Annotated in this window: 18 protein-coding genes; 9 read left to right on the plus strand and 9 right to left on the minus strand. The window is 60.9% G+C overall.

Features of this window, described 5'->3' with window-relative positions:
- The first annotated feature begins 13 nt into the window (after nt 1-13).
- The 5 genes from spoIID to QZS13_RS05630 all read left to right on the plus strand — a co-directional run bounded on the left by spoIID (nt 14) and on the right by QZS13_RS05630 (nt 5804).
- Nucleotides 14-1060, plus strand: a complete 1047-nt coding sequence (gene spoIID, locus QZS13_RS05610) for a stage II sporulation protein D (protein WP_295586676.1) — start codon at nt 14-16, stop codon at nt 1058-1060.
- Between the two features lie 51 nt (nt 1061-1111).
- Entirely contained in the window at nt 1112-2257 is a 1146-nt protein-coding gene (locus QZS13_RS05615) for a polysaccharide deacetylase family protein (protein ID WP_295586678.1), read from the plus strand.
- Between the two features lie 88 nt (nt 2258-2345).
- Nucleotides 2346-3086, plus strand: coding sequence for a response regulator transcription factor (locus tag QZS13_RS05620; RefSeq protein ID WP_295586681.1), 741 nt, complete (start codon nt 2346-2348; stop codon nt 3084-3086).
- Nucleotides 3083-4537: a cell wall metabolism sensor histidine kinase WalK gene (locus QZS13_RS05625; RefSeq protein WP_295586684.1), complete on the plus strand. Its 1455-nt coding sequence runs from the start codon at nt 3083-3085 to the stop codon at nt 4535-4537. Before QZS13_RS05620 ends, QZS13_RS05625 begins: the two co-directional genes overlap by 4 nt.
- Before the next feature lie 7 nt (nt 4538-4544).
- The gene (locus QZS13_RS05630) at nt 4545-5804 is read left to right on the plus strand and encodes a S1C family serine protease (RefSeq protein ID WP_295586687.1); all 1260 of its coding nucleotides are present in this window, start codon (nt 4545-4547) and stop codon (nt 5802-5804) included.
- 37 nt (nt 5805-5841) lie between these two features.
- Here the strand turns inward: QZS13_RS05630 and QZS13_RS05635 are convergent, their stop codons facing one another.
- From QZS13_RS05635 to QZS13_RS05660, 6 genes are all read right to left on the minus strand, one after another.
- Nucleotides 5842-6210 (minus strand): sulfite exporter TauE/SafE family protein, encoded by a 369-nt coding sequence (locus tag QZS13_RS05635; RefSeq protein WP_295586690.1) that lies wholly within the window; start codon nt 6208-6210, stop codon nt 5842-5844.
- Nucleotides 6207-6560, minus strand: coding sequence for a TSUP family transporter (locus tag QZS13_RS05640; RefSeq protein ID WP_295586695.1), 354 nt, complete (start codon nt 6558-6560; stop codon nt 6207-6209). Before QZS13_RS05640 ends, QZS13_RS05635 begins: the two co-directional genes overlap by 4 nt.
- Nucleotides 6561-6626: 66 nt before the next feature.
- Complete coding sequence (locus QZS13_RS05645) at nt 6627-6818, minus strand: DUF1540 domain-containing protein (protein WP_295586698.1); 192 nt, start codon at nt 6816-6818, stop codon at nt 6627-6629.
- Nucleotides 6819-6926: 108 nt separating this feature from the next.
- On the minus strand, nt 6927-7274 hold the full coding sequence (locus QZS13_RS05650) for a DUF1294 domain-containing protein (RefSeq protein ID WP_295586701.1): 348 nt from the start codon (nt 7272-7274) through the stop codon (nt 6927-6929).
- 60 nt (nt 7275-7334) lie between these two features.
- Complete coding sequence (locus QZS13_RS05655; RefSeq protein ID WP_295586703.1) at nt 7335-8261, minus strand: pseudouridine-5'-phosphate glycosidase; 927 nt, start codon at nt 8259-8261, stop codon at nt 7335-7337.
- 53 nt (nt 8262-8314) lie between these two features.
- Nucleotides 8315-9394, minus strand: a complete 1080-nt coding sequence (locus tag QZS13_RS05660) for a PfkB family carbohydrate kinase (RefSeq protein ID WP_295586706.1) — start codon at nt 9392-9394, stop codon at nt 8315-8317.
- Between the two features lie 171 nt (nt 9395-9565).
- Here QZS13_RS05660 and QZS13_RS05665 point away from each other — a divergent pair, with 171 nt between their 5' ends.
- Both QZS13_RS05665 and asnS read left to right on the plus strand, forming a co-directional pair.
- Complete coding sequence (locus QZS13_RS05665; RefSeq protein WP_295586709.1) at nt 9566-10444, plus strand: hypothetical protein; 879 nt, start codon at nt 9566-9568, stop codon at nt 10442-10444.
- Nucleotides 10445-10551: 107 nt separating this feature from the next.
- A complete protein-coding gene (gene asnS, locus QZS13_RS05670; RefSeq protein WP_295586712.1) occupies nt 10552-11946 on the plus strand; it encodes an asparagine--tRNA ligase in 1395 nt (464 codons plus the stop codon).
- 54 nt (nt 11947-12000) lie between these two features.
- Here asnS and QZS13_RS05675 read toward each other — a convergent pair whose 3' ends face one another.
- Nucleotides 12001-12381 carry a CoA-binding protein gene (locus tag QZS13_RS05675; RefSeq protein ID WP_295586715.1) on the minus strand — a complete coding sequence of 127 codons (381 nt, stop codon included), beginning with the start codon at nt 12379-12381 and terminating at the stop codon, nt 12001-12003.
- Nucleotides 12382-12517: 136 nt separating this feature from the next.
- Between QZS13_RS05675 and QZS13_RS05680 the strand changes: the two genes are divergently transcribed.
- The gene (locus QZS13_RS05680; protein ID WP_295586718.1) at nt 12518-13312 is read left to right on the plus strand and encodes a ZIP family metal transporter; all 795 of its coding nucleotides are present in this window, start codon (nt 12518-12520) and stop codon (nt 13310-13312) included.
- 88 nt (nt 13313-13400) lie between these two features.
- Nucleotides 13401-14681 (plus strand): serine dehydratase subunit alpha family protein, encoded by a 1281-nt coding sequence (locus QZS13_RS05685; RefSeq protein ID WP_295586720.1) that lies wholly within the window; start codon nt 13401-13403, stop codon nt 14679-14681.
- 54 nt (nt 14682-14735) lie between these two features.
- Here QZS13_RS05685 and QZS13_RS05690 read toward each other — a convergent pair whose 3' ends face one another.
- A complete protein-coding gene (locus tag QZS13_RS05690; RefSeq protein WP_295586723.1) occupies nt 14736-16211 on the minus strand; it encodes an O-antigen ligase in 1476 nt (491 codons plus the stop codon).
- Between the two features lie 67 nt (nt 16212-16278).
- Nucleotides 16279-16588: glycosyltransferase (locus tag QZS13_RS05695; RefSeq protein ID WP_295586726.1), on the minus strand; the 310-nt coding region annotated here is incomplete at its 5' end.

Below are 16588 nucleotides of genomic sequence, written 5' to 3' on the forward strand. Positions count from 1 at the left end.
GAGGAGGAGTCCCATGAAACGACGTACCCAGCTGCACCGAAGCGTGACGGTGTCCATTGTGCTGGCGGCGGTGCTGTTTGCGCTGCCGCTAGCGGTGATCGTCCCCTACCGCACGGAGCTGTTCTCCGGCGACACGCCGGTGGACGAGACGGAGCGGGAACCCTTTGTCCCTGGAGAGGTGGACGGGGCCGTGACACTCCGGGTGCTCAATGGAGACACGGTGGAGGAGATGACCCTGGGAGATTATCTGGTGGGCGTGGTGCGGGCGGAGATGCCTGCCTCCTTTGAACTGGAGGCGCTCAAGGCCCAGGCGGTGGCTGCCCGGACCTACACGGCCTACAAAATCCTCAGCGGCGGCAACCACGGCGACAGCGCCGATATCTGCACGGACTCCACCTGCTGCCAGGCTTACATCAGCGAGGAGCGCGCCATGGAAAACTGGGGCGACGCGGCGGCGGGGAACGAGGCCAAGGTGGAGGAGGCGGTGCGCCAGACCGACGGTCAGACCATTCTCTATGGCGGCGTACCCATTCTGGCGGTGTTCCACTCCTCCTCGGCGGGACAGACCCGTGCGGCGGGGGAGGTTTGGGTCAGCGATCTGCCCTATTTACAGCCGGTGGACTCGCCGGAGGACGACGAGACGATCCCCAACTACTACAGCCGCGCGGAGTTTACCCCGGAGGAATTCCGGGAGAAGATCCACAGCTCCTACCCTGAGGCAGATCTGACGGGGGACGTCTCCGGCTGGCTGAAAAACGCCGTCACAGACGCCTCCGGCAGTGTGGAAACCGTGGAGGTGGGCGGCGTCACCGTCAAGGGAACGGCCATGCGCACCATTCTGGGACTGCGATCAGCCTGCTTTACCTGGGAGGTGCAGGACGGAAAGCTGGTGTTTTTCGTTACGGGCTTTGGGCACGGTGTGGGCATGAGCCAGTACGGCGCCAACCGCATGGCACGGGAGGGAGCGGACTATGTGGAGATATTGACCCACTACTATACCGGCGTCAGTGTGGAGGTCTGGAACGGACTGGACAGCTTTACAAGCACGCCGGAATCGTGATAAAATAACACAATAACAATGTTTTACAGAGGCCCGGAAGGAGGTGGACCCATGAAGCGAAAGGCGGCGGCGCTGGTGCTGGCGGTGTGGATGCTGCTTCAGGTGTCCACCCTGACCACGGCGGCTGCGGCGCGCAGCATCTATTTTATGGCGGTGAACGACAGCGTGCTGGCACTCGATGACGAGACCATGCCCTTCTGGTCCAACGGCTATCTCTATATCCCCAGCACCATCTTTGCCGGCGATGTGTATCAGGAACTGGAGATCGGATTTATTCCCAACCAGAGCAAGCAGCTGCTGGTACTCTACACCGCCGGAAAATCGCTGCAGTTTCCCATCTCCAAGCCCTATGCCCAGGATACCGACGGCAACACCTACTACCCCGGTGCCGTGCAGCGGGGAGATGTGGTTTTCGTGCCGGCGGCCCTGGTGGCGGATTTTTTCGGGCTGAACTACTCGGTTACCAATGTGTCCAACGCCAGCGTCCTCTCCGGGGATGACCGGGGGTGGCTGGTGTGGCTGCGGGAGACCGATTATACCCTGACGGCCTCTGTATTCACCGATGCCGCCTCACCACAGCTGCGGATCCGGTATGAGCAGTATCTCAAAAGCCAGGAGGCGCAGAGTGAACAGCCGGTGCCCACGGTGCCGGAGGAGACGGAGGAGGAGACGTTCCCCGGCAAGAGTGTGTATCTTTGCTTCCTGGCCTCTGACGCAGAGACGACGGAGGCAATTCTGGACGCGCTGGACCAGCGGGACGCCCGGGCGGCCTTTTACTGTACGGAGACGCTTTTGACCCAAGAGGGCGATCTGCTGCGGCGGATGGCCGCCACGGGGCAGACCATCGGCATTGTGGCCGACGGGGAGGAGCCGCTGGAGCAGGTGCACCGGTGCAACGAGGCGCTTTATCAGGCCACCTGCGGCAAGACCCGGATGGTGTATCTGGCCGGAGAGGACGGACGCGGCGCTCTGGAGCGGGCCGGTTACCTCTGCCTGACGCCGGATCTGGATCGCTCGTCGTACCGGCTCAACAGCACCGGCGCCGCCCAAACGCTGTTTCAGCGGGTGAGCGCGCGGCGGGGAGATACCTCCGTATGGCTGGGCGAAAACGCTGCTGCCGCAGGGGTGCGGGCTTTTTTGCAGCTGGCGGAGGACGGCGGCGACCGCTGTCGGGCGCTGACGGAGACGGTCCGGTGACGGACACTGAATTTACAGAAAATTCAACACACCTGCCATCTGGCGGGTATAATGAAAGCATGGAAACGTAAGAATTGGAGGGAGCGCCATGGGCCGCAACATTCTGGTGGTTGAGGATGACCGCAACATTTCGGATCTGATCCAGATGTATCTTGTAAAAGAGGGCTTTGACGTGCGCACCGCCGCTGACGGCGGCCGCGCCATTGAGGAGTTTCAAAAGGAAGTGCCGGATCTGATCCTGCTGGACATCATGCTGCCCGTTATGGATGGGTGGAGCGTGTGCGCCAAGATCCGGGAGACCAGTAAGGTGCCGATCATCATGCTTACGGCCAAAAGCGAGGTATTTGACCGAATTCAGGGACTGGAGATGGGCGCCGACGACTATATCGTCAAGCCCTTTGAGATGAAAGAGCTCATCGCCCGCATCAACGCGGTGCTGCGGCGCACGGAGATTCCCAACGACACATCGAAAAAGCTGGTGTTCGACAAGCTGGTCATCAACCTGGACTCCTACGAACTGATTGTGGACGGGAAAAAGGTGGACACGCCTCCCAAGGAGCTGGAGCTTTTGTACCATCTGGCCTCCACGCCCAACCGGGTGTACACCCGCAACCAGCTGCTCGACGAGGTGTGGGGCTTTGACTACTTCGGCGACAGCCGCACGGTGGACGTGCACATCAAACGGCTGCGGGAGAAGGTGGAGAATGTCTCCGATCAGTGGGCCCTCAAGACCGTGTGGGGCGTAGGATATAAGTTTGAGCTGCTGGGAGCCGGGCAGAAGCAGGAAAAAGAAAAGGAAAAAGATAAAGAAAAGGGCGCAAAGGCATGAAAAAACTGCGAAGCCAATTCCAGGGACTCTACTGGCGGCAGCTCTCACTCACCGTGGGTATGGTAACGCTGACGCTTTTCCTTCTGGGTACGTCCTTTTTCTCCCTGAGTTATAACTATGCAAAAAACCAGAAAAGCGAGGAGCTTTTGACCAAGGCCCGGATGATGGGACAGCTGTCCGTCAGCTACCTGGAAAACGGGCGATATATGGATATGGAGGACCTGCAGAGCGACCCGGATTTCCGGCAGCTGGCCTCTTTCGCTGCCACCGTGTCCGATGTGCACTTCATGATCTGCGACAAGGAAGGCCACGTGCTGCTGACCACCGACAAGAACTTGGAGGGCCGGGTGGTCACCATGCCGGAGAGCATGACCGAGGAGATCATGAAAAAGGGCTCCACCTCCCGCCGGGACGATCTGGACGGGCTGTATGAGTCCAAGCGGTTTGTGGTGGGCGTGCCGGCGGTGAGCCCGGAGACCCAGGAGACTGTGGGCGTGGTGTACGGCGTGTCGACCACCGACTCGCTGGACTCCATGTGGCAGGGCTTCATCGGGCTGTTCTTTATGACGGCCTTTGTGGTGCTGATGATCTCCTTTATGGCCTCCTCCGTTACCACCATGCGGCAGGTGCAGCCCATCCGGGACATGGTCAAGGCCACCCGCCGCTACGCCGAGGGCGATTTTGACATCCGTATGTATGACTACGGCCGCAAAGATGAGATCGGCGAGCTGGCCGCCTCCTTCAATACCATGGCCGAGTCTTTGCAGCAGACCGAGCGGCAGCGCCGGGAGTTCATCGCCAACATCTCCCACGAGCTGAAGACCCCCATGACCACCATCGCCGGCTACACGGACGGTATCCTGGACGGAACCATTCCGCCGGAGAATGAGCGCCAGTACCTGCAGATCATCTCCGATGAGAGCCGCCGTTTGAGCCGTCTGGTGCGGCGGATGCTGGATGTGAGCCAGCTGCAGGCCATCGACCCCCTCAAAGGCGGCAACCACTTCGATATCTGCGAGAGCATGCGCCGGGTGCTGGTGTCCATGGAGAAGAAGATCACCGACCGGAATCTGGATGTGGACGCGGACATCCCCGATGAGCCCATTTTGGTGCTGGGGGACAATGACCTGATTACCCAGGTGATTTACAACCTGCTGGAAAACGCCACCAAGTTTGCCCGGGAGGGCTCCACCCTGTACCTGGGTGTGACCACCCTGGACGGAAAGGCCCGGGTGACGGTGCGGAACGTGGGCGACACCATCTCCGCAGAGGAACTGCCCCTTCTCTTTGAGCGGTTCCACAAGAGCGATAAGTCCCGCAGCGAGGACAAGGACGGTGTGGGGCTGGGGCTTTACATCGTCAAGACGATTCTCGAGCAGCACAAGGAAAAGATCAATGTGACCAGCGAAAACGGGGTGACCACGTTTACCTTCTCGCTGACCACGGAATGAGGAATACATGGATTTGGAAAAGCTAAGCGACCGGCCCCAAGAGGTGGTGGAGATCTACCGTCAGGGCTGCGTGGGCGAAGTGACGGAGACCTACGCCCGCCCCTTGCCCGGTGCAATGATGCCGCCACCGCCGCCGGAGAAGAAGCGGCGCTCCCGTCGCGGCCTGTGGATCTTCCTGGGCTTCGTGGCTGTGGTGGCGGTTGCCACCGCCGCGGCGCTTCTATGGAACCGGCATCAGCCCCGGCGGCAGGACGGGTTCCAGTACTACTATGAAGAGGACAACGACCAGGAGACGGAGGAAATCTCCATTCCCTCCTATCCCTACGGGCAGGGGGCTGAACTGACGGTGGCCGACGGCCACGGCCAGGCACTGACTCCCCAGGAGATCTACCGGCAGGTGAACCCGTCCGTGGTGACGGTGGTGGCCCAGCTGGGTGAGACGGAGGCCTCCGTAGGCACCGGCGTGATTTTCAGCGCCGACGGCTACATCCTTACCAACTATCACGTGCTGGAGGGCGGGAGATCGTGCACGGTGTACCTTTCCAACGACCACGGCTACGAGGCGTATTATGTGGCCGGAGATGCCGAAAGCGATCTGGCGGTTTTGAAGGTGGACCAGACCGGCTTGCCGGCGGCGCAGTTTGGAGACTCCGAGGCGCTGGCCGTGGGCGATCCGGTGTATGCCATCGGCAATCCCTTGGGCTATGAGCTGCGGGGTACGCTGACCGACGGCATCGTCTCTGCCATCAACCGGGACGTGTGGGTGGACGGACGCACCATGAATCTCATCCAGACCAACGCAGCCCTCAACTCCGGCAACTCCGGCGGTCCGCTCATCAACGCCTACGGCCAGGTGGTGGGCATCAACACCATCAAGATGAGCTCGTCGTATTCCAATGTGGAGGGACTGGGCTTTGCCATTCCGTCGGCCACCATCAAGCGGCTGGTCAACGACCTTTTGGCCTGCGGTGCGGTTTTGCCGGAACCGGTTTTGGGAGTTACGGTGCTTACACTGGGCACCCGGCTGGGGGAGGACCTTTGGGGCGTGGAGGTGCAGTCCGTGACGCCCGGCTCTGCTGCCGACCTTGCCGGTGTGGAAGAGGGAGACTATGTGATCTCCGCCGGCGGCATTGACGTTTCCTCCAGCGCAGATCTGCTGCGGGCGCGCCGGCAGTACCATGTGGGGGATACCATGCCCATGACCATCTGGCGGGACGGAACGCTGCTGGAGGTGACGCTGGTCCTCAACGAAGCCGCTGCGTCGTGAGCGGCTGTCAGATTGATAAAAAAGACAGGACGTGTTTTCACGTCCTGTCTTTTTTCGGCCACAGCAGCATGGCCGCCGAGAAGAGCAGATACACGCCGAAGGGACGGCGCAGCAGCGCAACGTCTACTGCGGTGGCGGCCCAGGCGCCCAGCACTGCAGCCGCCACAGCCGGGGGAGCAGCGGCTTTGATGGTAGGGAGATCCAACTGCCCGTTTTTCCAATGGCAGACCAGAGCGGAGGCGGCGGTGGGCAAAAAAAAGAGCAGATTCACGCCCTGCGCCGTGCGTTGGTCCTGTCCCAGCAGCAGCGTCATGACCAAGAGCAAAATAGTTCCGCCGCCCACGCCCCAGGCGGAGAGGATACCTGCTCCCAGCCCGCACAGAAAGGGAATCAGAGCGTCCGTCACAGAAGATACCTCCCTCCGGCGTAAAGAAGAAAGGCGGCAAAGAGTCCCCGCAGCCATTTGACGCTGACCTTTCCGTATAGCTTTCCGCCGATGATGCCGCCGGCCAGGCCGCCCGCCAGGTAAGGGGCTGCCGTCTCCAGAGAGACGCTGCCCCGGAAGACATAAACCAGCGCCGATACGGCGCACACCGGAAAGATCACCGCCACACAGGTGGCGTAGAGCCTGCGCTGGGACAGATGGCCCCAGCGGCTCAGAACCGGCAGCAGCACCATACCGCCGCCTCCACCGAAGAGGCCGTTGGCCGCGCCTGCGGCAAAACCTGCCAGTCGGGTGACCCACCTTCCGCCCATGGCCAGCCTCCTTTCCAAGACGTATGTAGAGAGGGCCGGGGGGAGGAATTCTCCCCCCGGAGGCGGTTATTTCATCCGGAAGCTCTGGCAGTCGGTGCACTCAGCCTGGGTGGGGTTGGCCTCGTGGGTACCGATCTGGATGGTGGGCAGACCGCAGTACTGGGCATCCTGGCAGTGGTAGGCGCAATTGCTGACGGAGCACTTGATGCTCTGGTTGGGCTTGCCGGCGCAGCCGCCGTTGGTGCAATCCTTGTTCATACAAATATCCTCCTGCAAGATGATTTCGGCTTTCGCCGGTTGTAGTCTGTCCTGCCTGGGACTGTTTATACACAAAAAAGCGGGACGCATGCAGCGTCCCGCTTTTTTTCAGCGGAGAAAGGTGAAATAAATGAGCACTCCGGCAGCGAGCGCCAGCTGCACGGCCAAAATGGCGGGGATGCCGATGGTAAAGAGCTTGTGGAGCGTTTTGTGGTGGAAGACTTTCATGCCAAGAAGTGCTCCCACACTGCCGCCCGCCGCGGCGCTGAGCATCAGATTCCGCTCCGGAATGCGGCGCCGGCCCGGGTGCTTGGATTTCCACTTGTCGATGCCGAAGGCGCAGAATGCGGCCACATTGATGACGATCAGCCAGATAGCCAGCCACCCCCAGGGAGAGCCGATCATCGCAAGGAGAAAGTCATTTTGCGCTTGGGGCGCATACTGGAAGTTTTCCATGGGAGCCTCCTGAAAAAAGGACTGGCCGGATTTCCCGGCCAGTCCAGTATAGCAGAAGCCTCAGTTCTTCGCAAGAGCGCACAGCGCCGCAGCGGTACGGGCCGCCAGGCGGGCATTGTTGTAGACCAGCTGGATGTTGCTGGCCAGGGAGTCGCCGCCGGTGAGATCCTTGATCTTGGCCAGCAGGAAGGGAGTGGTCTCCTTGCCGTGGATGCCCAGGGAGTTGGCCTCGGCCACCGCCTCGTCAATGGCCTTGTTGATCACATCGTGATCCATGGAGAACTCCTCGGGAATGGGGTTGGTCACCAGCATGCCGCCGCCCAGGCCCATGTCCTGCTTGACATAGAATGCCTTGGCCAGTTCCTCGGGGGTATCCAGCCGATAGTCCACCTTGAAGCCGGACTTGCGGGTGTAGAACGCGGGCAGCTCCTCGGTGCCGTAGCCGATGACGGGCACGCCGTGAGTCTCCAGATACTCCAGGGTCAGCCCCAGATCCAGAATGGACTTGGCGCCGGCGCAGATGACCATGACGGGGGTGTGGGCCAGCTCCTCCAGGTCGGCGGAGATGTCAAAGGTGGTCTGGGCACCCCGGTGCACACCGCCGATGCCGCCGGTGGCAAACACGGAGATACCGGCCATGTGGGCGATAATCATGGTGGTGGTGACGGTGGTGGCGCCGTCCCGGCCCTGGGCCACCAGCACAGGCAGATCCCGGCGGCTGGCCTTGGCCACGGCAGTGCCGGTCTTGCCCAGATAGTCGATCTCCTCGGGGCTCAGGCCGGCCTTCAGACGGCCGCCCAGCACGGCAATGGTGGCGGGCACGGCACCGTTGTCCCGGATGATCTTTTCCACATTCAGCGCCGTCTCCACATTCTGGGGATAGGGCATGCCGTGGGAGATGATGGTGGACTCCAGCGCCACCACGGGACGGCCCTCGGCCAGGGCCTGCTGCACTTCAGGGGCAATGTCCAGATACTGATTCAGCATAGTTGATTTCCTCCAAAAAGTTTTTATTGATTTGGTTATAATTCTATGGGTGATTATATGGGAATCCGCGCCAGCAGCGCGTCTTCCGACAGGGCGGGGTTGATGGTCTCGGTACCCTCCATGGCGATGGCGGAGGCGGCAAGGCCTGCCAGGGCGGTGCCCCGCAGGTCCGTGCCCCGCAGGTAGGCCCAGGTGATGGCAGCCATAAACGCGTCGCCGCAGCCGGTGGTGTTGGCCATGGCGGCGGGCAGTACCGGCAGATGCAGCCGCTGGCTGTGGTCGGCGGCAAAGACACCGTCGGCGCCCAGAGAGATGAACACCCGGCGCAATCCGGTGGCCAGCAGCGCGTCCGCTGCCTGGTTGAGACTTGCCTCATCGGTGATGGGCACGCCGGAGAGCAGCTCCGCCTCCATACGGTTGGGCTTGAGGGTGTGGAGCTTTCCCAGCACGCTGCGCAGCTTGACGGCCTTGGCGGTGGAAACCGGATCGGCAAAAATGGGTACCGATGCGGTCTGGGCCAGGTACTGAATGCTCTCTTCGGGAAGATTGGTATCCAGCACGATCACCTGACTGGCTGACAGGAGCTTTTGCCGCTGGGCCAGCATCTGCGGGGTCAGATGACGGTAAATGTCCATGTCGCTGACGGCCAGAGCCATGTCTCCGTGCTCGTCGTTGATGAAAAGATATGTGGAGGTGCGCCCGCCGGGAATGACCGGAGCATGGGAGATGTCGATCCCCAGTTCCGCGCAGCTGGCGGCAATTTTCTGGGCGTTCAGATCGTCTCCAAATACGGTCACCATCCGCACGTCCAGCCCCAGAAGGCTCATGTTGTGAGCGATGTTCCGCCCCACGCCGCCCAAGCTCATGCGAACGGTGCCGGGGTTGGAGTCCTGGGGAACCAGCGGCTGGGCGGAGGTGCCGCCGATGTCCATGTTCACGGCGCCCACCACCGTTACGTAGGGTGCGGTGTGGATGATATAGCCCTTGCCGGTGATATATCCCTTTTTCATGAGATTGGAAATGTGCACTGCCACCGATGAGCGGGTGATGCCCGCCTTGTCCGCCAGCTCCTGCTGGGAGATCAGCGGATTCTCCTCGATCCAGCGCAGGAGCTGCCGTTCTCGCTGGGTCATGGCCCCACCTCCTGAAATAAGCAAAAATTTATAAAATAATCTATTGCTTATAATACATGCTTTTTCCTGTTTGTCAACGGAAAATTTTCGCCTTTATACCGCTGCACGGCGGGATAATGGGAACCAATTGGATGGTTTTGCCGTCTACCCGGGAGAAAGGAGGCGCTTTGGATGAAACGAGCGTGGTTTTTTGCATTCCTTCCGGCCTATCTGTGCCTTTGCCTGCTGGCGTCCTGCGCTGCCGGTGCTGGTGGTTCCGCAGGGATATCCGCTGAGGATCAGGAGGAGAATACGACATTCTGCCGGGTCGTATCTGAAGAGGGCGGCACGCTGCTGCTGGCGGAGATGGGGTCCACCGCTGTGTTTACCCTGCCCCTGGAAGAGCAGGACATGACGCTGGACGGCGAGGATTTCGACCCCTCTGCGCCGGGGGCGTACGGGGCTTTGCCGGCGGGCTCTCTGGCAGGGACAACGGTGCAGGTGACGCATCAGGGCGGGTTCTGGGAGACATGGCCCGTCCAATTTTCCGAGGTTACCGCTCTGGCGTTTTCCACAGAGGAGTTCAATGACCTTTGCGTACTGTATCGTCAGGTGCTGGAGGACCTGTGGGCGGTGGACGAAGGACTCAACAACGACCTCACTGAAGTGGGCGTGGATCTGTCCGGCACCAGTCTGAGCTATACGGAGCGGATGGCGGTGGCCTACGACTTCGGAATCGACCACGGTGTCACGGTGGTGGAAGGCACCTGGGAGGAGCTTTTGGAGCGGGGTTACATCACCGGGGAACCCATCGAGGGATCGGATGATGCACTGTTTTACCAGTGGGAGGACGGATGCCTCTTTACCATTGAGGAGTCCGACGAGCCGGTGGTATTCAGCATGCCGTCCCTTGGGCCGGGGGAGGCGGTGCCCGGTTACGACGCAGTGCGCTTTGACGCAAAAAAGTGGCGCTCCAGTCTGGGGGCCTATGTTTTCTCCGGCTGCACCGCCGTCTCCGACGGGGCCGGACATTGGGACGACTATACGGTGGGGGCGGAGATGATTTCCTGAAAAACCGTCGGGCCCCCTTGTAAATCCGTGGAAAATGCGGTACAATACGTCATTATTGCGCATGGTACGCGCAATGTCATGAAAAACGAGAGAACGGGTGAATGATCATGAGCTATACGAAAATCGCGGCGATCTATGCCGACAGCCAGCAGCTGTCCGGCCAGACGGTAACGGTGGGCGGCTGGGCCCGTACCATCCGGGATATGAAGAATTTCGGCTTTGTGGAGCTGAATGACGGCTCCTGCTTCCGCAACCTGCAGGTTGTCATGGAAGCCGGCACGCTGGAAAATTACAAGGAGATCGCCGGTCAGAACGTGGGTGCAGCCCTGATCGTCACCGGTACGGTGGTGCTGACGCCGGAGGCCAAGCAGCCTCTGGAGCTCAAAGCGGAGCGCATCGAGGTGGAGGGCACGTCCGCCCCCGACTATCCCCTGCAGAAAAAGCGCCACAGCGTGGAGTTTCTGCGCACCATCCAGCATCTGCGTCCCCGGACGAACCTGTTTTCCGCGGCTTTCCGGGTGCGGAGCACGGCGGCCTATGCCATCCATCGCTTCTTCCAGGACCAGGGCTTCGTCTACGTGCATACCCCCATCATCACTGCCAGCGACTGTGAGGGCGCCGGTGAGATGTTCCAGGTGACCACCCTGGATCTGGAGAACGTCCCCAAGAACGAGGACGGCACCGTGGACTACACCAAGGACTTCTTCGGCAAGCGGGCCAACCTGACGGTGTCCGGCCAGCTCAACTGCGAAAACTTCGCCATGGCCTTCGGCAACGTCTATACCTTCGGACCCACCTTCCGGGCGGAGAACTCCAACACCCAGCGCCACGCCGCAGAGTTCTGGATGATCGAGCCGGAGATGGCCTTTGCGGATCTGAACGATTATATGGACAACGCCGAGGCCATGATCAAGTATGTGATCCGCTATGTCATGGACCACTGCCCCGATGAGATGAACTTCTTCAACTCCTTTGTGGACAAGGGCCTGAAGGAGCGGCTGGAGCATGTGGCCTCCTCCGACTTTGCCCGGGTCAGCTATACCGAGGCGGTGAAGATCCTGGAGGAGAACAACGATAAGTTTGATTACAAGGTGTTTTGGGGCTGCGACCTCCAGACCGAGCACGAGCGCTATCTTACGGAACAGGTGTACAAGCGCCCTGTGTTCGTTACGGACTATCCCAAGGAGATCAAGGCGTTCTATATGCGCATGAATGATGACGGCAAGACCGTGGCCGCCGCCGACTGCCTGGTGCCCGGCATTGGCGAGCTCATTGGCGGCAGCCAGCGCGAGGAGCGTCTGGATCTGCTGGAGAGCCGCATTAACGAACTGGGCATGAACCCCAAGGACTACTGGTGGTACTGCGACCTCCGCCGCTACGGTTCCTGCCGCCACGCAGGCTATGGCCTGGGCTTTGAGCGTATGGTCATGTACCTGACTGGCATCTCCAACATCCGCGACGTGGAGCTGCATCCCCGCACGGTGGGCAACGCGGACTTCTAAAAAACGGTATAAAAAAGGCACCCGTCCAGCCTGGACGGGTGCCTTTTTCGCCATTCAGGAATTGCCGGGAGTCTGTTCGGCGCGGGGATAGAGGCGCATGCCCACCAGAAGACAACCATGGATATAGGGCAGATGCTGTTCGTCCAGCCAGGCAAGCAGCTCCGGACTGTCCGCTCCCGGCTGAAGCACAATGCACCGAAAGGGTTTCCGGTTTTCCTTCAGCAGCGCCAGACCACGGTCCGGACGGATACAAAGATCCACAATGTCAATCTCGCCGGGAATGTCGTTGAGAGAGGGCAGCTCCTCGCCCACAGCATAGACCGTGTAACCCTGGCCCAGCAGGCCTTCCTTGATTTTGGCTGCGTATTTTTCCGGGTTTTGCGTATTGCCGACTACTGCAAAGGTTTTCTGGCGCATGATTTCCTGCAGCTCCATCAGACCGCCTCCGTTCTTTGGTTGATGATGGAAGCATAGCACACCGCCGGGGAAAAGTCAGTGACAAAAACAACGGCTTGCGATTGACATATGTGGGAGCCGTCAGGTATGATGTGGCCAGAAAAGGAGGTCGCATATGCTGCAAAAAGAACTTTTTTACGCCGCCATGGGTACCGGTGCCACCTGTCTTGCCACCGTGCTGGGCGCCGGTATGGTGTTCTTTTTCAAAAAGGATTTGTCCCATACGGCCCAAAAGATCTTTCTGGGCTTTGCTGCCGGAGTGATGATCGCGGCCTCGGTCTGGTCGCTGCTGATCCCTGCCATGGAGATGTCCCGGGCCCGGGGGGAGAGCGCGCTGCTGCCGGCAGGGGGCGGCTTCGTTCTGGGCGGGGTGTTTTTGATGCTGCTGGATTCTCTGCTGCCCCATCTGCATCCGGGCAGCCGGGAGCCGGAGGGGCTGCATGCCAACTGGAAGCGTACCACCATGATCGTGCTGGCAGTGACGCTGCACAACATTCCGGAGGGAATGGCCGTGGGACTGAGCTTTTCCGTGGCGGCCCTGGACCCGTCCCCCGGCGCGCTGGCAGGTGCTGCGGCTCTGGCCATCGGCATGGGGCTGCAGAACTTCCCGGAGGGGGCCGCGGTTTCTCTGCCCATGCGATCTCAGGGCGTTCCCCGGGGAAAGGCCTTTTTATGTGGTGCTGCCTCCGGCGTGGTGGAGCCGGTATTCGGACTTTTGACGGTGCTGGCTGCCGGCAGTGTCTCCGGTGTCATGCCCTGGGTGCTGTCCTTTGCTGCAGGCGCTATGATCTATGTGGTGGTGGAGGAGCTGATTCCCGAAGCCCAGCTGGGGGAGCACTCCCATACCGGGACAGTCAGCGTCATGGCGGGCTTCCTGGTGATGATGCTGCTGGATGTGGCACTAGGGTAAAGAAACAGGTTGTTTTCCGAAGGCGGGAACGATATAATAGACCCATTGAAAAAAGCGGCAGATTGTGCCGGAAAAGGGAGACAGGAATATGGAGAGAACCGAACATTACGCAAGCTATGTGGAAATTTTGAAAGAGGAGCTCATCCCTGCCATGGGCTGTACGGAGCCCATCGCCATCGCGCTGGCTGCGGCCAAGGCGCGTCAGGCGCTGGGCGACATGCCGGTGGCCTGCAAGGTGGAGGTCAGCGGCAATATCATCAAGAACGTCAAGGCGGTCACCGTGCCCAACACCGGCGGACTCAAGGGCATCGAGGCAGCTACTGCCGCCGGCGTGGTGGCCGGTAAGGCGGATCTGATGCTGGAGGTGCTCTCCCAGGTGACGGAGGAGGAGATTGCCGCCATGGCGGAGTTCCTCCGCACCAGCGAGATCACCGTGGTGCCCGCCTTGGGCGACCGGGTGTTTTACATCCGGGTGAGTGTGGAGGGAGGCGGCCACAGCGCCAGCTGTGAGATCGTGGATTATCACACCAACATCACCAGCATCTGCCGGGACGGCCAGGTGGTGTTCCAGGCGGCGGCCAACGCCGGCGGGGAAAAGCAGCAGACGGACCGCTCCGTACTCAGCGTGGAGGAAATCATCCGCTTTGCCGACTGTGTGGACATTGCGGATGTGGCGGACGTGATCCGCCGCCAGGTGGCGTACAACAGCGCCATTTCTGCCGAGGGTCTCAAGGGCGGCTGGGGCGCCGAGGTGGGCAGAACGCTGCGCTCTGTGTACGGGGACAGCGTGGCCATCCGGGCCAAGGCTGCCGCCGCTGCCGGTTCTGATGCCCGGATGAGCGGCTGTGAGCTGCCGGTGGTTATTGTCTCCGGCAGCGGCAACCAGGGCATCACCGCCTCGGTGCCCGTCATTGAGTACGCCCGCTCCCTGGGTATTCCCGAGGAGCGGATGTACCGGGCGCTGGCAGTATCCGACCTGTGTACCATCCACCAAAAGACCTACATTGGCCGTCTGTCCGCCTTCTGCGGCGCAGTGAGCGCCGGAGCGGGAGCAGGCGCCGGTATCTGCTACCTGCTTGGCGGGGGGTATGATCAGGTGAAGCACACCATCGTCAACGCCCTGGCCTTCCACTCCGGCGTGGTGTGCGACGGAGCCAAATCCAGCTGCGCCGCCAAGATCAGCATGGCGGTGGAGGCGGGTATCTTTGGCTACCAGATGTACCAGAACGGCCAGGAATTCCGCACCGGCGACGGCATCATCAGCGACGGCGTGGAACACACCATCCAGAATGTGGGCGAGCTGGGCCGCCAGGGGATGCGGGAGACCGACCATGTGATCCTGGAGATGATGACCCGGGAGCCCTGCTGAAAAAGCGCAAAAAAAGCGTCTGCCGAGGCAGACGCTTTTTTGTGCTTGATTGGGTTATGCCTTTTTCCGTTCCTGTCTGACCAGCTTGACGCAGGCGGCAATGATGCCGAAGAGGAACCAGTAGGTGAACATATTGCGGGGATAGAACCAGGTGTACTCCGCCACGCTCACCACCAGGATGCCGCAGAAGGCGCCCAGGGCCGCGGCCAGCATCCGCTTGGTACGCTTGTCCAGGGCGGCCCGGAAGGCCTTCACGCCGCTCTTGAGCTGGTAGAGCAGCAGGGCCAGGAAGGAGATCACGCCCCAGATGCCGGTCTCCGCCCACATCTGCAAATAGTTGTTGTGGGTGTGGATGGGATAGGTACCGTCAAAGTTGGTGGGATAGGTCTGGAATACCTCTTTCATCACATCGGTGCCCAGGCCGATACCCTTAACCCAGTGGTCCCGCATCAGATTACTGGTGGTGCTGTAGATCTCAAAGCGGTACTGGGTGGAGCTGTCCTGGGTGTTGGTGATGGTGAGGATCCGGTTGTAGATGGTCTCGGGCAGGAAGGGGATGGCCACCAGTCCGGCCACGATGAACAGGGGCACCCACCGCCAGTCGATGAGAGCCAGGAACACCACCACCGCCAGAGCCAAACCGATCCAGCAGGAGCGGCCGTAGGTAAGGCCGATAGCCGCCACGCCCACGCACAGGGAGATCAGAGAGAGGATCTTGCCCCGCCAGTGGGAGTTGAGGAAGAGTGCCAACTCCAGCGGCAGCAGCATGACCAGCTGCTCGGCGAAGTTGTTGGGGTTGTCAAAGACGGAATAGACCCGGCCGGGCATACCGGCGTTGACGGTCATATCCTGCTGGGAGGCCACCACCTCCACGCCGATATAACCCTGGTAGCAGCCGTAGATGGCGGCAATGGAGATGCCCAGCACCGCCAGGGCCACCACCAGCTGGAGCTGCTCATATTTGCGTACCGCGCTGACCACCAGCAGCACCAGCAGGAAGGCGGTGATGTGGAAGGCGAAGAACCGCATGGACAGGCGGGTTGCGATGGACCCGACCAGGGCAATGCAGATAAATGCCATATAGAGGCTCATGTAGGGCCCCAGGGTGTCCAGCTCCAGCCGGTCCTTGGCCCGGGAGGCGCTGCCGATGACGAACAGGCCGGTGACGGCCACCGCCCCCAGCAGACCGTAGGTGTTGTTCCACATCTCATGGGGGGCAACCAGCATCACCAGCATAAACAGGCCCAGGAAGAAGAATCCGGCCCCGCCCACGGCCCCCAGGAAGCGGCAGAACAGGCTGCCGTCCCAAATGGGACGCCCCGCCCGATAGAGCAGCTTACAGATGGCACAGGGAATGTTGATGATGGCGGTGAGGAGCCTGCAAATCAGGCTGTCCGGCCAGGCCTTTGGGATGGCCCCCTCCCGCCAGACAAAGCGGAAGAGGAGGCTGCCTCTCAGCTGCCGGGTGAACCACCGCTCCAGGCCCGCCCGGGCAGACTGCCCGCCCAGGCCTGCCGGATACCCAGCCAAAAGGCCAGGAAAAAGCGTAGAAACAGGCTGTTTTTTGCGATAGACATCAGGTTTTTACTCCTTGGAATCAGTCGTGAAGGGCTTTTTCGTACACGTCATAGGTGACCTTGGCCATCTTGTGGATCTCAAACTTCTCCTCGATGGTCCGCAGGGCCCTCTCCCGGCAGGCCGCGGCAAAGTCCGGGTCCTCCAGGAACCGCTTCATGGCCCCCGCCATGGAATCGGGGTCGTCATAGGTCACCAGCAGGCCGCAGCCCGCCTCCTCATTCACGATGTCCGAGTTTCCGCCCATGTCGGTGGCGATCACCGGCAGACCGGCGGCCATGGCCTCGAGATGAGGAAGGACAGGGCCTCGTGCTGGGAGGAGTTGACGTACA

Origin of the sequence: uncultured Oscillibacter sp. (assembly GCF_900546705.1) — a bacterium.
Lineage (GTDB): Bacteria > Bacillota > Clostridia > Oscillospirales > Oscillospiraceae > Oscillibacter.

Bases quoted from the DNA above. Each gene is read 5' to 3' on its own strand.
- spoIID (WP_295586676.1), top strand. From the start codon at position 14: ATGAAACGACGTACCCAGCTGCACCGAAGCGTGACGGTGTCCATTGTG.
- QZS13_RS05615 (WP_295586678.1), top strand. From the start codon at position 1,112: ATGAAGCGAAAGGCGGCGGCGCTGGTGCTGGCGGTGTGGATGCTGCTT.
- QZS13_RS05620 (WP_295586681.1), top strand. From the start codon at position 2,346: ATGGGCCGCAACATTCTGGTGGTTGAGGATGACCGCAACATTTCGGAT.
- QZS13_RS05625 (WP_295586684.1), top strand. From the start codon at position 3,083: ATGAAAAAACTGCGAAGCCAATTCCAGGGACTCTACTGGCGGCAGCTC.
- QZS13_RS05630 (WP_295586687.1), top strand. From the start codon at position 4,545: ATGGATTTGGAAAAGCTAAGCGACCGGCCCCAAGAGGTGGTGGAGATC.
- QZS13_RS05640 (WP_295586695.1), bottom strand. From the start codon at position 6,560: ATGGGCGGAAGGTGGGTCACCCGACTGGCAGGTTTTGCCGCAGGCGCG.
- QZS13_RS05645 (WP_295586698.1), bottom strand. From the start codon at position 6,818: ATGAACAAGGATTGCACCAACGGCGGCTGCGCCGGCAAGCCCAACCAG.
- QZS13_RS05650 (WP_295586701.1), bottom strand. From the start codon at position 7,274: ATGGAAAACTTCCAGTATGCGCCCCAAGCGCAAAATGACTTTCTCCTT.
- QZS13_RS05655 (WP_295586703.1), bottom strand. From the start codon at position 8,261: ATGCTGAATCAGTATCTGGACATTGCCCCTGAAGTGCAGCAGGCCCTG.
- QZS13_RS05660 (WP_295586706.1), bottom strand. From the start codon at position 9,394: ATGACCCAGCGAGAACGGCAGCTCCTGCGCTGGATCGAGGAGAATCCG.
- QZS13_RS05665 (WP_295586709.1), top strand. From the start codon at position 9,566: ATGAAACGAGCGTGGTTTTTTGCATTCCTTCCGGCCTATCTGTGCCTT.
- asnS (WP_295586712.1), top strand. From the start codon at position 10,552: ATGAGCTATACGAAAATCGCGGCGATCTATGCCGACAGCCAGCAGCTG.
- QZS13_RS05675 (WP_295586715.1), bottom strand. From the start codon at position 12,381: ATGGAGCTGCAGGAAATCATGCGCCAGAAAACCTTTGCAGTAGTCGGC.
- QZS13_RS05680 (WP_295586718.1), top strand. From the start codon at position 12,518: ATGCTGCAAAAAGAACTTTTTTACGCCGCCATGGGTACCGGTGCCACC.
- QZS13_RS05685 (WP_295586720.1), top strand. From the start codon at position 13,401: ATGGAGAGAACCGAACATTACGCAAGCTATGTGGAAATTTTGAAAGAG.